Annotated in this window: 12 protein-coding genes; 7 read left to right on the top strand and 5 right to left on the bottom strand. The window is 74.5% G+C overall.

Annotation, left to right across the window (positions count from 1 at the left end):
- Positions 1 to 21 precede the first annotated feature (21 nt).
- Both ACN27D_RS11265 and paaN read left to right on the top strand, forming a co-directional pair.
- Positions 22 to 1,041: a GNAT family N-acetyltransferase gene (locus ACN27D_RS11265; protein WP_421499067.1), complete on the top strand. Its 1,020-nt coding sequence runs from the start codon at positions 22 to 24 to the stop codon at positions 1,039 to 1,041.
- Positions 1,042 to 1,093: 52 nt separating this feature from the next.
- The gene (paaN, locus tag ACN27D_RS11260; RefSeq protein WP_421499066.1) at positions 1,094 to 2,767 is read left to right on the top strand and encodes a phenylacetic acid degradation protein PaaN; all 1,674 of its coding nucleotides are present in this window, start codon (positions 1,094 to 1,096) and stop codon (positions 2,765 to 2,767) included.
- Between the two features lie 60 nt (positions 2,768 to 2,827).
- Here paaN and ACN27D_RS11255 read toward each other — a convergent pair whose 3' ends face one another.
- Positions 2,828 to 3,343 (bottom strand): GNAT family N-acetyltransferase, encoded by a 516-nt coding sequence (locus ACN27D_RS11255; protein ID WP_120572888.1) that lies wholly within the window; start codon positions 3,341 to 3,343, stop codon positions 2,828 to 2,830.
- 218 nt (positions 3,344 to 3,561) lie between these two features.
- On the opposite strand from ACN27D_RS11255, the gene ACN27D_RS11250 reads away from it, so the two are divergent.
- The 3 genes from ACN27D_RS11250 to groL all read left to right on the top strand — a co-directional run bounded on the left by ACN27D_RS11250 (position 3,562) and on the right by groL (position 7,173).
- A complete protein-coding gene (locus tag ACN27D_RS11250) occupies positions 3,562 to 3,765 on the top strand; it encodes a cold-shock protein (protein ID WP_013288855.1) in 204 nt (67 codons plus the stop codon).
- A 110-nt stretch (positions 3,766 to 3,875) separates the two neighbouring features.
- Entirely contained in the window at positions 3,876 to 5,276 is a 1,401-nt protein-coding gene (locus ACN27D_RS11245; protein ID WP_421499065.1) for a hypothetical protein, read from the top strand.
- A gap of 274 nt (positions 5,277 to 5,550) precedes the next feature.
- Positions 5,551 to 7,173 carry a chaperonin GroEL gene (gene groL, locus ACN27D_RS11240; protein WP_421499064.1) on the top strand — a complete coding sequence of 541 codons (1,623 nt, stop codon included), beginning with the start codon at positions 5,551 to 5,553 and terminating at the stop codon, positions 7,171 to 7,173.
- 72 nt (positions 7,174 to 7,245) lie between these two features.
- Here the strand turns inward: groL and ACN27D_RS11235 are convergent, their stop codons facing one another.
- From ACN27D_RS11235 to ACN27D_RS11225, 3 genes are all read right to left on the bottom strand, one after another.
- A complete protein-coding gene (locus tag ACN27D_RS11235; protein ID WP_421499063.1) occupies positions 7,246 to 7,488 on the bottom strand; it encodes a hypothetical protein in 243 nt (80 codons plus the stop codon).
- Between the two features lie 70 nt (positions 7,489 to 7,558).
- Complete coding sequence (locus tag ACN27D_RS11230) at positions 7,559 to 8,485, bottom strand: GNAT family N-acetyltransferase (RefSeq protein ID WP_421499062.1); 927 nt, start codon at positions 8,483 to 8,485, stop codon at positions 7,559 to 7,561.
- A 43-nt stretch (positions 8,486 to 8,528) separates the two neighbouring features.
- On the bottom strand, positions 8,529 to 10,943 hold the full coding sequence (locus tag ACN27D_RS11225) for a S8 family serine peptidase (RefSeq protein WP_421499061.1): 2,415 nt from the start codon (positions 10,941 to 10,943) through the stop codon (positions 8,529 to 8,531).
- Positions 10,944 to 11,011: 68 nt separating this feature from the next.
- On the opposite strand from ACN27D_RS11225, the gene ACN27D_RS11220 reads away from it, so the two are divergent.
- Together ACN27D_RS11220 and ACN27D_RS11215 are read left to right on the top strand one after the other, a co-directional pair.
- Entirely contained in the window at positions 11,012 to 12,829 is a 1,818-nt protein-coding gene (locus tag ACN27D_RS11220) for a glycerol-3-phosphate dehydrogenase/oxidase (RefSeq protein WP_121686490.1), read from the top strand.
- A 66-nt stretch (positions 12,830 to 12,895) separates the two neighbouring features.
- Positions 12,896 to 13,393, top strand: a complete 498-nt coding sequence (locus ACN27D_RS11215; protein WP_120572894.1) for a hypothetical protein — start codon at positions 12,896 to 12,898, stop codon at positions 13,391 to 13,393.
- Here ACN27D_RS11215 and ACN27D_RS11210 read toward each other — a convergent pair.
- Positions 13,390 to 14,790: an FAD-binding oxidoreductase gene (locus ACN27D_RS11210; protein ID WP_421499060.1), complete on the bottom strand. Its 1,401-nt coding sequence runs from the start codon at positions 14,788 to 14,790 to the stop codon at positions 13,390 to 13,392. The genes ACN27D_RS11215 and ACN27D_RS11210 overlap by 4 nt on opposite strands.
- Between the last annotated feature and the right edge of the window lie 5 nt (positions 14,791 to 14,795).

Genomic DNA, 14,795 nt, shown 5'->3' with positions numbered 1-14,795 from the left:
GTCCGGCACACCCTTGGTGGCATGACGCTCACCGTGACGCCCCTGGACCCGGCCGACCGGCAGACGCTCGACGCGGTCTACCGGATCGCGTGCGCCGCGCAGGCCGTCGACGAGCCGGACCTGCCCGACCCCTGCAGGCGGCGGTTCGAGGCGCCGCTGTCGCATCCGATGCCCGGCATCGACACGCGCTGGCTGGTGGCCCGCCTCGGCGGGTCGCCGGTCGGCTGGCTGCGGCTCTACCTGCACACGATCGACAACACCGAGAACGCGAGCGTCGAACTGACAGTGGACCCGGCGTACCGGCGGCGGGGGATCGGGCGCGCGCTGCACGACCACGGGGTGCGGCTGCTGCGGGAGCACGGGGGCAAGCGACTCGTCGGCGCGACGGTCGCCGCGCTGCCCGGCGAGGAGGACCGGGTGTTCCCCGGTGCCGCGTTCGCCGCCGCCATGGGCGCCAAACCGGCGCTGGCCGACGTCCGCCGCCGCCTCGACGTGGCCGGGCTCGACCGCGACCGGCTGTCCGCGCTGCTGGCCGGGGCCCGCGCCGCGGCGACCGGATACCGGCCGGTGCGGTGGCGCGACCACACCCCCGAGGAGTACGTCGCGGACGTCGCCTACCTCCAGGGCCGGCTGCTGGTCGACGCGCCGATGGGTGAGCTGGACTGGGAGCCGGAGCAGATGGACTCGGCGCGGGTGCGGGACGCGGAGCGGGCGCTGGACGCCCGGGGCGTACGCCGGTACAACACCGGCGTGGTGCACGAGGCGTCCGGCCGCCTGGTCGGCTGGACCCAGCTCGGCCTGGACGCGGGCAGCACCGGTCACGCCTGGCAGGAGATCACCATCGTCGACCCCGACCACCGCGGCCACCGGCTCGGCCTGCTCTGCAAGGCCGGAAACCTGGCGTACGCGCTGGCGCACGAACCGGCGTTGCGGGTCGTCGACACCTGGAACGCGGCGGCGAACCGCCACATGATCGGGATCAACGAACAGCTCGGCTTCCGCCCCGCCGCCGGTTCCGTCGACTGGCAATTGACGATCTGAGTTGTGACACGCCCCTACTGATCTGGTGCCTTCCTGTTGCATGATGGCGGGCATGACGGAGACCCCGCACCCCCTGTACGACAGGCACCGCGAGACCCTCGACCGGGCGCTGACCGCCATCGCGGAGCGCGGGTACTGGTCGGCCTACCCCGAGTCGCCCAGCCCTCGGGTGTACGGCGAGACCGCCGCCGCCGACGGGAAGGCCGCCTTCGAGGCGTACCTGGGCGAGGACTTCCCGCTCGACCAGGCCGGTGACGGCACCACAGTGGCCACCGAGGTCAGCCCGTTCGGGGTGGCGCTGGACGTGCGCTACCCGCACGCGGGCGCCGACCAGCTGGTGTCCGCCGCGAACGCCGCGCTGCCCGCCTGGCGCGACGCGGGCCCGCAGGCCCGGGCCGGTGTCTGCCTGGAGGTCCTGGACCGGCTGCACCGCAACGTGTTCGAGCTGGCGAACGCGGTGCAGTTCACCAGCGGCCAGGCGTTCGTGATGGCGTTCCAGGCCGGTGGCGCGCACGCGCTGGACCGGGCGCTGGAGGCGGTCGCCTACGCGTACGCGGAGATGACCCGCCACCCGGGGACGGCCGGCTGGGAGAAGGCCGCCGGCAAGGGCGACCCGCTGCGGATGACCAAGACGTTCCACGTGGTGCCGCGCGGGGTCGCGCTGGTCATCGGCTGCAACACGTTCCCGACCTGGAACTCGTACCCCGGTCTGTTCGCCTCGCTCGCCACCGGCAACCCGGTGGTGGTGAAGCCGCACCCGCGCGCGGTGCTGCCGCTGGCGATCACCGTCAGGTACGCCCGCCAGGTGCTCGCCGAGGCCGGCTTCGACCCGAACCTGGTGCAGCTCGCCCCCGAGACCGACGGCGAGAAGCTCGCCACCACGCTGGCCCTGCACCCGGCCGTCAAGATCGTCGACTTCACCGGCTCCAGCGAGTACGGCGACTGGCTGGAGGCGAACGCCCGGCAGGCCGCCGTCTACACCGAGAAGGCCGGCCTGAACACGGTGGTGATCGACTCCACCGACGACTTCGCCGGGCTCTGCCGCAACCTGGGCTTCACGCTGACGCTGTACAGCGGCCAGATGTGCACCACCTCGCAGAACCTGCTGATCCCGCGCGACGGTATCGAAACCGACCAGGGGCACAAGAGCTTCGACGAGGTGGCCGCCGGGATCGCCGGCGCGGTCGCCAAGCTGACCGCCGACCCGGCCCGGGGCGTCGAGCTGACCGGCGCGATCGTCAACGACGGCGTGCTGGAGCGGCTGGAGGAGGTCACCAAGGTCGGCGAGCCGGTGCTGGAGTCGCGCACCGTCGAGCACCCGTCCTTCCCCGGCGCGGTGGTGCGTACGCCGACTGTGGTGAAGCTGGACGCGTCCGACACCGCGACCTACTCGCGGGAGTGGTTCGGGCCGATCTCGTTCGCCATCGCCACCGACTCCACCGAGCACAGCCTGCGCATCCTGCGCGAGACGGTGGGGGAGAAGGGTGCGCTGACCGCTGGCGTCTACTCCACCGACGAGGCGGTGCTGGACGCGGCCGAGGCGGCGGCGATCGACGCCGGGGTGCACCTGTCCTGCAACCTGACCGGCGGGGTGTTCGTCAACCAGTCGGCGGCGTTCTCCGACTTCCACGGCTCGGGCGCGAACGCGGCGGCCAACTCGGCGCTGACCGACGGCGCGTACGTCGCCAACCGGTTCCGCATCGTGCAGAGCCGCCGGCACGTCTGAGTCACCGCATCCTGGGCGCGTCGGTCGTCGCGGTGACGACCGGCGCGCCCGGCGGCGTCCTCAGGCCGGGCGGCGCATCTGGAGTTCGTGCAGGCCGGTGATCCGGGGGTGCGGCACCCGCACCCCGGTGTCCACGAAGCCCAGCTTCTGATAGGCCCGGTAGGCGCGGTCGTTGCCGACCACCACCTCCATCATCAGCTCGGGCCGTCCGCAGGCGCGCGACCAGGCCGCCACCTCGTCGACGAGCGCCGCCAGCAGGCCGCTGCCCCGCCGGGCCGGCGTCACGTAGACCGCATAGACGAGCGTCAGGCCCGGCTCGTCCGGCGCGGCGATGCCGCCGGCGTGGCCGACCAGACGGCCGCCCGGGTCGGCCACGAACTGCGCGGTGTGGTCGCCCCGGGAGACGGCCGCGACCCGGGCCGCGAACTCCGCGTGCGGCCGGGCGGCGGCCTCGGCCACCGTCTCCAGGAAGGCCAGCGGGGAGTCGGCCAGCATCTCCAGCCGGAGCGCCCGCATCCGGGCGGCGTCGGCCGGCCGGACCCGGCGGACGGTGGTCGTGGTGGTCGCGCTGGTCATGCCGCATGCATACCGGACGGTCCGCGGCGGGTGTGCGACAGGCCCGGGTACGCCCCGGAATATGCCCGATTTGTGGTCGTGCGCCGTCGTCACGCCTCGTGTAGCGTGCGATTTCGGTCACTGAATTCAGCATCACCGATCGCTGAATCGGTGCGCCGCCGGTGCCGGTCCGCCGGTCTCCGGGTGTTGGAACGCCGCGCAGAGTGAGGAAGTGCACCGTGGCACAGGGCACCGTGAAGTGGTTCAACGCCGAAAAGGGCTACGGCTTCATCGCCGTCGACGGCGGGCAGGACGTCTTCGTCCACTTCTCCGCGATCGAGATGGACGGCTACAAGGCGCTCGACGACGGTCAGCGGGTCGAGTTCGAGATCGCGCAGGGGCAGAAGGGTCCGCAGGCCGAGCGGGTCCGCGTCATCGCCTGAACCGCGGCGGGCGGTGCTCCCGCAATCGGACCCCGGACCGGGGGCTGCGTTGCGGCCGGCCACCATGGAAGATCATGAGCCGTTCCAGCCGTAGTCGCTGAGGAGGGCCCATGTCCGATCTGCCCCCGTCGGGTTCCACCGAGCCGGCGGCGTCCGGCCCTCCGGCCGACCCGACCGCGCCCCCGCCTCCTGCTGCCGATCCGGCACCGGGACCGTCTGGGGCCACCGGAGGGGCCACGCCCGGCTCCGGCGCGTCCGGCGCCGACCCGTGGGCCGGTCATACCGGCCCCGTGCCGATCGTGCCCGACCAGCCGGGGTACGACAGCCCGCAGCCCGGCGTCCCGAACCCGGCCGGCCAACCCGCCTGGGGCGCCCCGCCCGGCTGGACCGCGCCGGGCGACGTCCCACCCGGCCACACCCCGCAGGGCTGGACCGCGCCGGGCACTCCACCCCAGGGCTGGACCGCGCCGGGCACTCCACCCCAGGGCTGGACCGCGCCGGGCACTCCACCCCAGGGCTGGACCGCTCCGCCGGGTACTCCGCCGCCGGGCTGGGGCGGCGGCCCCGCGTACCCGGGCTATCCGATGCCCGGCGCGGCCTACCCGGCCCCCGGTGCGGCGTACCCGGTGCCGGCCGGTCCCGGGGCGTACGCCGGTTGGTATCCCGGCATCGACCCGCAGGATCCGCTCGTCAACCCGCCGCACGCGGGCATCGGTCCCTGGTTCGCCCGCTGCACCGCGGCGCTGCGGCGCGGCTGGCGGCAACTGCTGCCGATCGTGCTGCTCACCCAGGTGGTCCCGGCGGCGGTGATCGGCGTCCTCACGCTCGTCTTCAGCCCGGAGGGCGAGCTGGCGACCGCCCCGGACGGCGCGCCGGTGCTGCCGGCCGGTTTCTGGGGGCAGATGTTCGCCTTCTACGGCGTGCTCCTGGCCGCCGGCTTGGTCTTCGGCCTGCTCCAGGCGACGGGCTGGGCCGCCGGCACCTGGGTGGTCGCCCGCCAGGCGGCCGGCGAGCCGACTGGACTCGGCGCCGCCTTCCGGTACGGGATGCGCCGTGCGCTCGGCCTGTGGGGCTGGACCCTCCTGGTCTCGCTGCTGGCCATGCTCGGCACCTGTCTGTGCGTGCTGCCCGGCATCTACGTCACGTTCGCGCTGGCCCTGTTCGGCCCGGTCTACCTGTTCGAGCGGCGGGAGCCGATCGGGCGGGCGTGGCGGATGTTCCACAACCGGTTCGGCATGGTGCTGGGCCGGGTCGCGCTGGTGATCGCGGTACTCCTCGCGGCAACGGTGCTCGACGCCGTGGTGGGCGGGATCAGCGGGGCGGCGTTCGGTGTCGAGCCGATGAACGCCGTCGGCACCGCGATCGGCGCCGTGGCGTTCGCCGTGTTCGGCGCCCTGCTGGCTGCCCCGGCGTACCTGGCGCAGCAGGTCGGGCTGGTCGTCACGTACGCCGAACAGCGGGCTCAGGAAGGCCCGGTGAACGCGGCCCGGCTGGCGGCGGAACTCGGCTGAGCGGGGCTGTCGTGCTTGCACTCGGCTAGGGAGAGTGCTAAACAAGTCATTGGCACTCGCGTACGGTGAGTGCCAGAAGGTCGGGGCGGTAGGGCCACGGCCGCGCCGGTGTCCGATAGGGCGCCGGGGCGGTACGAGGCCGGTCGTCGCGGGCTGTCCGGCCCGACCGAGGAGACGTCGTCGTCGCCAGGTGGCGACGTCCCCAAGGTGCGTACACCAGACGGCCCATCCGGGCATCCGGGTGGCCCGTGAGTGTCCAGGAGGACAACGCCGTATGGCCAAGATGATCGCGTTCGACGAAGAGGCGCGCCGCGGCCTCGAGCGGGGCATGAACCAGCTCGCCGACGCCGTGAAGGTGACCCTCGGCCCCAAGGGCCGCAACGTCGTGCTCGAGAAGAAGTGGGGTGCCCCCACCATCACCAACGATGGTGTGAGCATCGCCAAGGAGATCGAGCTCGAGGACCCGTACGAGAAGATCGGCGCCGAGCTGGTCAAGGAGGTCGCGAAGAAGACCGACGACGTCGCCGGTGACGGCACGACGACGGCGACCGTCCTGGCCCAGGCCCTGGTCCGTGAGGGTCTGCGCAACGTGGCCGCCGGCGCCAACCCGATGGCCCTGAAGCGGGGCATCGAGGCGGCCGTGGCCAACGTCTCGGAGGAGCTGCTCAAGCTCGCCAAGGACGTGGAGACCAAGGAGCAGATCGCCTCCACCGCCTCCATCTCCGCCGCCGACCCCAGCGTCGGCGAGATCATCGCCGAGGCGATGGACAAGGTGGGCAAGGAAGGTGTCATCACCGTCGAGGAGAGCAACACCTTCGGCCTGGAGCTCGAGCTCACCGAGGGCATGCGCTTCGACAAGGGCTACATCTCCGCCTACTTCATGACCGACCCGGAGCGTATGGAGGCCGTCTTCGACGACCCGTACATCCTGATCGTCAACAGCAAGATCTCGTCGGTGAAGGACCTGCTCCCGATCCTGGAGAAGGTCATGCAGTCGGGCAAGCCGCTGCTGATCATCGCCGAGGACCTGGAGGGCGAGGCCCTCGCCACCCTGGTGGTCAACAAGGTCCGTGGCACCTTCAAGTCGGTCGCCGTCAAGGCGCCGGGCTTCGGTGACCGCCGCAAGGCCATGCTGACCGACATCGCCATCCTCACCGGTGGCCAGGTCATCAGCGAGGAGGTCGGCCTCAAGCTGGACGCGACCGGCCTCGAGATGCTGGGCCGCGCCCGCAAGGTCGTGGTGACCAAGGACGAGACCACCATCGTCGACGGTGCCGGCGACGCCGAGCAGATCCAGGGCCGGGTGAACCAGATCCGGGCCGAGATCGACAAGAGCGACTCCGACTACGACCGGGAGAAGCTGCAGGAGCGTCTGGCCAAGCTGGCCGGCGGTGTTGCGGTGATCAAGGTCGGCGCGGCCACCGAGGTCGAGCTGAAGGAGCGCAAGCACCGCATCGAGGACGCCGTCCGCAACGCGAAGGCCGCCGTCGAGGAGGGCATCGTCCCGGGTGGTGGCGTCGCGCTGGTGCAGGCCGGCAAGACCGCCTTCGACAAGCTGGACCTGGCCGGCGACGAGGCCACCGGCGCGCAGATCGTCAAGATCGCGCTGGACGCCCCGCTGCGGCAGATCGCCGTCAACGCCGGCATGGAGGGTGGCGTCGTCGTCGAGCGCGTCCGCAACCTCGACCCGGGTCACGGCCTCAACGCCGCGACCGGCGAGTACGTGGACCTGCTGGCCGCGGGCATCATCGACCCGGCCAAGGTGACCCGTTCCGCGCTGCAGAACGCCGCCTCGATCGCCGCGCTGTTCCTCACCACCGAGGCCGTCGTGGCGGACAAGCCGGAGAAGGCCCCGGCCGCCCCGGCCGGTCCGGGTGGCGGGGAGATGGACTTCTGAGTCCAGCTCCACCCAGTTACGCCGAAGGGGGCGGGCCGCGTCAGCGGTCCGCCCCCTTTCCGCGTACCCGGCTCAGGTGGGCAGCGGGCGCTGGTTGCGCCGCTTGTGCGCCCTGTCGTACGGCGGTGGCGGCCGCCTCGGCTCGTCCACCGGCTGCCGTTGCTCCTCCACCGGTGGCCCGTCGGTGCCGGTGAGCTCGGCGAGCTGCTCGGCGTCGCCGACGTCGAGCCGGTCGAACGGGAGCTGGCCGGGAAGCTCGTCGGCCGGGTGCCGGGCCGCCGCCGGATCCTCGGCCCGTTCGTCATTCGTGGTCATGCACCGCCTCCTCTGCTCCGACCGTAGAGCCCGGTCGATGGCGAAGGAGGCCGAATGGCGCTATTGACGTCTATGCCCCTTTGATGGCTTTCCGGTAGAGGAAGAACACCCGCTCGATCCGGGCCCCGGCCGCGTTCGAGTAGAACGGCACCGGTCCGACCCAGCCGATCTGCGCCGCGGTGATCCCGGCGGCCGCCTGGTCGCGCAGGCAGCGGCGCAACAGCACGCCACCGATCCCGGATCCCTCTGCCGCCGGTGCGGTGCCCATCGGCCCGAACCAGCTCGGCCGCGCCGACCCGTACGCGGCGAACCCGAGGATCTCGCCGTCCCGCTCGGCGAGGTGCGCACCCGCGTCCGGCCGCCCCAGCGAACCGGCCAGCTCACCGTCCCAGGCGCCGCCGAACGTGGACCGGGCGAACGCGGCGAGCGCCGGCAGGTCGTCGGCGGCGGCCCGGCGTACCGTCACGCCCCGCCCGGCCAGCCGCTGCTCGGCGGCCCCGGTCGGACGCAGCGCCGCCGACCCCTCGGACAGGTCGGCGGTCATGTTCCAGGCGGTACGGTCCTGCCGGTAGCCGAGCCGCTGCGCGGCGCAGACCGCCGGCGTGTAGCGCACGTCGATGCCCGGCCAGACGTAGTGCGGCGGGTTGCCGGCGAGCAGCACCTCGGCCGCCCCGAGCGCGCCGAGCCGGCTCTCCGCCTCGGCCAGCAGCGCCCCGCCCACACCCTGGCGGCGGTCCATCGGCGCCACCGCGACCAGGTCGACGTGGCCCAGGCGCGGATCGGCCGCCGACAGCGACCCGACGAGTACGCCCACCAGCGCGCCGTCGCGTACCGCGCCGAGGCGCAGCACCGGGCGGTCGGCCTCGGCCCGCTCCGCCACGGTGAGCACCACCGCTGACGCCTCGGCCGCGTCCTCCGGCAGGTCGAGCGACAGCCGGCACAGCTCGACCACCTCGGGCAGCCGGTCCCGGCCAAGCTCGATGATCTCCACGTCCATGGACGCCGACCCTAGAACATCGGCAGGCCAATGGACAGGGTTGTTAACCGGTCGCCGCGGACCGGGCCGCGCGCACCGCCGCGTACGCGTCCACCAGCCCGGCGCCGGAGACGTCCTGCGGTCCGCCGCAGGCGTCCGCCCCGGCGGGCCGGGCGACCGGCTGCGCGGTATCGCCCAGGATTGCCCGGGTCCGTTCCAGGTCCCCGACCAGCGCCGGATTCGCCGACCACATCAGCGCCACCACGCCCGCGACCTGCGGCGTCGCCATCGAGGTGCCGTCCAGGGTGGCGTACCCGCCGCCCGGCATCGCGGAGAGCACCGCGGCACCGGGGGCGACCAGGTCCGGCTTGGCCCGGCCGTCCGGCGCCGGGCCGCGGCTGGAGAACTCGGTGACGCGCCGCTGCCGGTCCACCGCCCCGACGGTCAGCACGTCCGGGTACGGCGCGGGCGCGTCCGCGATCGAGCCGCACGACGGGCCGGTGTTCCCCGCCGCGGCCACCACGAGGATGCCCGCCGCGGTCAGCGCGGCGGTCGCCGGTCGCAGCGCACCCGGGTCGCACCCCTCCACCGGCGGGCAGCCCCACGAGTTGGTGAGCACGTCCGGGGCGCGGGAGGGACGGCCGTCGGTGAGCGGGTCCCCGCCTTCGGGGAACGGGGCCAGCATGAACTGGAGGCAGTCGAGGTAGCGGGCCGGGCTGCCCATGTTGCGGTCCAGGTTGACGCAGCCGACCCAGCTCGCGCCCGGGGCCACGCCGATCCCGTCCCGGCCCACCGCGCTGCCGAGCGTGTGGGTGCCGTGGCCACCCCGGTCGGCCGGGGAGCGGCGGCCCTCCCACGGGTCGTACCACGAGTCGTCGCCGCCCCGGAAGCCGTCCGCGAGCGCCGGGTGCCGGCCGTCCACCCCGGAGTCGGAGCTGCCCACCACCACGCCGGACCCGGTGACGCCCAGCTCGGACCAGACCCGGTCCGCGCCGATCAGCGAGACGTTCCAGGCCGGGCCGGCCGGTGCCGGCGCGTCGCCGCGCGCCTGCGGGGCCGGCGCGGGCAGCGGGCGCAGCCGCTGGCTGACCAGCACCCGGGCCACCTCGGGACGGCTGGACAGCCAGGCCCGTACCGCCGGACCGCCGTCCGTCTCGATCGCGTTCACCAGGTAGTACGGCGTCGGGTTCAGCCGCATCCCGGTCAGCGTGCGGCGCAGGTCGCCCTGCGTGCGGTCGGCGGTGGCCACCAGCCGCCGGTAGACCTCGGTCGCCCGGGCGTCCCGCCCGGCCCGGCCCGGCGTCCCGGCCGGCAGGCCGGTCAGGTCGGCCTGCTCGCGCAGCACCACGAGCAGCCGCTCGCCGTACAGTCCCGGCCGGCCGGGGACGACGTACACCACGGCGACGGCGGCGAGCAGCGCGGCGGCGGCCAGCGCGGCCGGACCGAGCCGGGGCGCGCGGGCGCGGGACCGGGCGAGCAGCACGCCGTACCCGACGGCCAGGACGACCGCGACGGCGAACGCCACGCCGGTGCCCACCGCGACCCAGAACGGCGTGTCGCGGGTGGCGGAGAGCAGGAGGCTGACCTCCTCCGGGTCGGTGAAGGCGAGCGGGCCGAGGAGGGCGAGCCCGACCAGCCGGCGTGCCGGCGCGGACCCGGCCGGGCGGCCCGCGTGACGGGCCGCCGCCTCCAGCGCGGCCAGCACGAAACCGAGCGGCGGCAGCAGGAGCAGCGCCGGCAACTGCACGCCCGACTGCCCGGCACCGGCCGCGAGCGGCGTCAGCGCCACGCCCGCGACCAGACCGCCGACCAGCACCAGCCGGGCCGGACCCGGACCGAACGCGGCCCAGAAGCCGGCGCCGAGAAGCGCCCCGGCGAGCGCGCCCAGCGCGGCGGCGGCCAGGCCGGCGAGCAGCGTCTCCAGCGCACCGCCCAGCGCGCCCACCCAGGCCCAGGGCAGCAGCACGGCCAGACCGGCCGCGATCGCCAGCAGCGACACCGGCCCGAACCGGCCCTCCGGGACCGCGTCCACCACGACCGGCGGCCGGACGCGGCCGAGCCGGACGGCGGCGAGCGCGAGCGCCGCGGCGGTCACCGCGAGCGCGGCCAGGTACGCCTCGTGGTGCACCGGCGGCACCGTCCGCAGCAGCGTGGTCGCGCCGAGCGCGACCACGGCAGCGGTCCAGGCCCGGCCGGTCGCCCGCAGCGCGGGGGAGCGGGGCGCGAGCGCGAGCGCCAGTGCCGGGCCGCCGGCCAGCAGCACTGTGGCCACCGCGACCACCGGCCAGCCCGCCACCGGCCGGTCCGCGCCGATCACCAGCGCCACCTGGTCGACCAGCCAGCCGGTGATCTGGCCCGGCACGGTGACCAGCACGATCCACACCCCGGTCGCCACCGCCGCGACGACCGGCCACGGACCGGTCTCGCGCGGTGGCGGCGGCGGTACGGGGGCGGGCGGCGGGCCGGTCAGCATGGTCATCACGGTACGGCCGGGACGTGTCGCGGCGCGCCCGGGACGGTTACGGTTGACTGGTGCGTGACCCGAGTGTGTCCCGATCCACGGCCGGCCGGCTCTCCGCCGAGCGCCGCGCCGACGACCTGCGCCGGCTCCGGGCCGAGCGGTTCGACGTGCTGGTCATCGGCGGTGGCGTGACCGGAGCGGGCGCCGCGCTCGACGCCGCGTCCCGAGGGCTGAAGGTCGCCCTGGTGGAGGCGCGCGACTACGCCGCCGGCACGTCCAGCCGGTCCAGCAAGCTGATCCACGGCGGCCTGCGCTACCTGGAGCAGCTGGAGTTCCACCTGGTCCACGAGGCGCTGACCGAGCGCGGCCTGCTCGCCACGCGGCTCGCGCCGCACCTGGTCCGGCCGGTGCCGATCCTGGTGCCGCTCCCGGCCGAGGGCGGCGCGCGTGACCTGCCCCGGCGCTTCTTCCGCCGCTCCTACTACGGCCTCGGCGTGGCCGCGTACGACGCGTTCGCCGGGGTGTTCGGCGGCGGGCGCGGCATGCCGCTGCACCGGCACCTCACCCGCGAGGGCACCCGCCGGATCTTCCCCAGCCTGCGCCCGGACAAGCTGGCCGGCGCGATCCGCTACTACGACGGTCAGGTCGACGACGCCCGCCTGGTGGTGACGCTGGCGCGCACTGCGGCCAGCCTCGGCGCGACAGTGGTGACGAGCGCCCGCGCGGTCGGCCTGATCCGCCAGGCCCGGGAGGTCACCGGCGTGCGGGTCCGCGACCTGGAGGCGCCCGCCGGTTCGCCGGACGCCGAGTTCGAGGTACGCGCCCGCACCGTGATCGCCGCCACCGGCGTGTGGAGCGACGACATGTCGCGGATGCTCAACGACGTCGGGCTGCGCCCGAAGCTGCGGGTCCGGGCGTCGAAGGGGGTGCACCTCGTGGTGCCCCGCTCGGCGATCGTCGGCGAGACCGGCCTGATCCTGCGTACCGCGACGAGCGTGTTGTTCGTGATCCCCTGGGGCGGGCACTGGATCATCGGCACCACCGACACGGACTGGCAACTCGACCGGTCTCACCCGGCCGCGACCGCGAGCGACATCGACTACCTGTTGTCGCAGGTCAACGAGGTGCTGGACCGGCCGCTGACCACCGCCGACATCGAGGGCGTCTACGCCGGGCTGCGCCCGCTGCTGGCCGGCGAGGCGGACTCCACCTCCAAGCTCTCCCGCGAGCACGCGGTGGTGGAGCCGATGCTCGGCCTGCTGCTGGTCGCCGGCGGCAAGTACACCACCTACCGGGTGATGGCCTCCGACGTGGTCGACCGCGCGATGCACCGGCTCGGCCGGACCCGCCCCTCGCGTACCGCCGACCTGCCGCTGCTCGGCGCCGACGGGTACGCGGCCATGTGGCGGGACCGGGCCGACCTGGCCCGCCGGCACGGGGTGGCGGTCGGCGTGGTCGAGCACCTGCTGGAGCGCTACGGCACCCTCACGCTCGACCTGCTCGCCCTGGTCGACGCCGATCCGCTGCTCGGCTCGCCGCTGGCGGGCGCACCGGAATACCTCGCCGCCGAGGTGACGTACGCCGCCCGCGCCGAGGGCGCGCTGCACCTGGAGGACGTGCTCACCCGGCGTACCCGGATCTCGATCGAGACCAGCCACCGCGGCCTGGAGTCGGCGGAGCACGCCGCGGAGCTGATGGGCGCGGTGCTCGGCTGGGACGCGGCGACCCGGGACCGGGAGGTCGCCCACTACCGGGCGCGGGTGCTGGCCGAGCGGGAGTCGCAGCTCATGACGGACGACATCGCGGCCGACGCGGCCCGCCTCGGCGCGCCCGACGTGCGCGGGTTCGCGGCCGACCGGGGCACCGACGGCCCGGGCGTTGAACTTCCGGCCTCCCCCAGGTAGGGGATCCCCGACCCGGGCCGCTCGGCCGGTAGTGCGCGCTACCTACGGAAGTGTAGGTTTCCCGGCGTGGTTCGCCCATCCTGGTTGCGCGTCCCCGCCCTGTGCGTCGTGGTCCTGCTGGCTCTGACCGGCTGCTCCTTCGGCCGGGCGGAGGGCGCCACCACACCCGGGGCGGCGGGCACGGCCAGTCCGACACCGGACGGCAGGCGCGTCTCCCTGGTGCAGCGGCTCGGCGACGGCCCGGTCCGCAACCTGGAGGTCGACCCGTCGGGTCGCTGGCAGTGCCGCGACTGCGCCGGTGACGGCGTGGACGCCACCGGCACGTTGAGCCCGGAGCAGACCAAGCGGCTCCAGCGGATGCTCGCGGACCCGGCGATCGCGAAGGAGACCGACCAGGCCCGCGGCTACAAGCAGGGCTGCATCGGCGTGCTGACCTCGACGCTGCTCGTGCCGCCGGACCTGACCGTCACCATCCAGGACTGCCCGGGCGAGCCGAAGCCGAAGGTGGCCTACGACGTGCTGCTGCTCGTCACCCAGGCCACACCGGCCGAGGACAAGGGCTAGAACACCTTGCCGGGGTTGAGCAGCCCCGCCGGGTCCAGCGCCGCCTTGATCGCCTGGTGCACGCGTACGCCCACCGGGCCGATCTCGCGGGCCAGCCAGTCCCGCTTCAGCAGGCCGACGCCGTGCTCACCGGTGCAGGTGCCGCCCAGTTCCAGCCCCAGCCGCATGATCTCGTCGAAGGCCCGCCGCCCCCGGGCCAGGCTCGCCGGATCGGCCCGGTCGACCACGATGTTGGGGTGCATGTTGCCGTCGCCCGCGTGGCCGACCACCCCGATCGGCACCTGGCACGCCTCGGCGATCCGGGCCACCCCGTCCAGCAGCTCCGCCAGCCGGCCGCGCGGCACCGCCACGTCGTCGATGACCAGGCCGCCGTTGCCGCCCGGGAACGTCTCGGCCGCGAATCGCTCCATCGCCGGGTGGGCCAGTCGCCGCGCCTGGAGCAGGGCCGCGGCCTCGGTCGCGTCGGTGGCCGCGTAGACCTCGTCGGCGCCCGCCGCCGTGCACACCTCGGCCAGCCGGGCCAGGTCGTCGGCGGCCCGCACGCCGGTGTCCACGGCGGCGAGCAGCAGCGCCTCGGCGTCGGTGCGCAGACCCATCGGCCGGTACGCCTCGATCGCCCGCAGATGCGTCCGGTCCAGCAGTTCCAGCAGGCTCGGGGTGAGCCCACGCTCGGCGATCCCGGCGACCGCGCCGCCGGCCGTCGCCACGGTGGGGAAGACCGCGACCAGGGTCAGTGACTCCTCCGGGGCCGGGCGCAACGCCACAGTCACCTCGGTGATCACGCCGAGCGTGCCTTCCGAACCCACGAACAGGCGGGTCAGGTCGTACCCGGCGACCCCCTTGGCGGTACGCCGCCCGGTGCGCAGCACCTCGCCGGAGGCGAGCACCACCTCCAGGCCCAGCACGTACTCGCTGGTCACGCCGTACTTCACGCAGCACATGCCGCCGGCGTTGGTGGCCACGTTGCCGCCGATGGTGGACGACTCCCACGAGCCGGGATCCGGCGGATACCAGAGGCCGTGCTCCTGTACCGCGCGGGCGAGCGCCGCGTTCACCACGCCCGGCTGCACCACAGCGATCCGGCCGACCGGGTCGATCTCCCGGACCGCGTCCATCGCCACGGTGCTCACCACCACCGCGCCGGCCATCGCGTTCGCCGCGCCGGCCAGCCCGGTCCGCGCACCCTGCGGCACCACGGGTACGCCGTGCCGCCCGGCCGCCCGGACCACCGCCACCACCTCGTCGGTGTCGCGGGGACGCACCACCGCCAGTGGCGTGCCCGAGTCGCACAGGTCGGCCTCGTCGCGCTCGTGCCCGGCCAGCAGGTCCGGGTCGGTCAGCACGGCGGCGTCGCCGAGCGCGGCCCGCAGGTCGTCGAGGAGGGGATGGGCGGCCATGCCGG

Origin of the sequence: Micromonospora sp. WMMD1274, from assembly GCF_049179035.1 — a bacterium.
Classification (GTDB): Bacteria; Actinomycetota; Actinomycetes; order Mycobacteriales; family Micromonosporaceae; genus Micromonospora; species Micromonospora tulbaghiae.
Note: the sequence above shows the minus strand (reverse complement) of the source record. Positions and strands in the feature narration are given on the sequence as shown.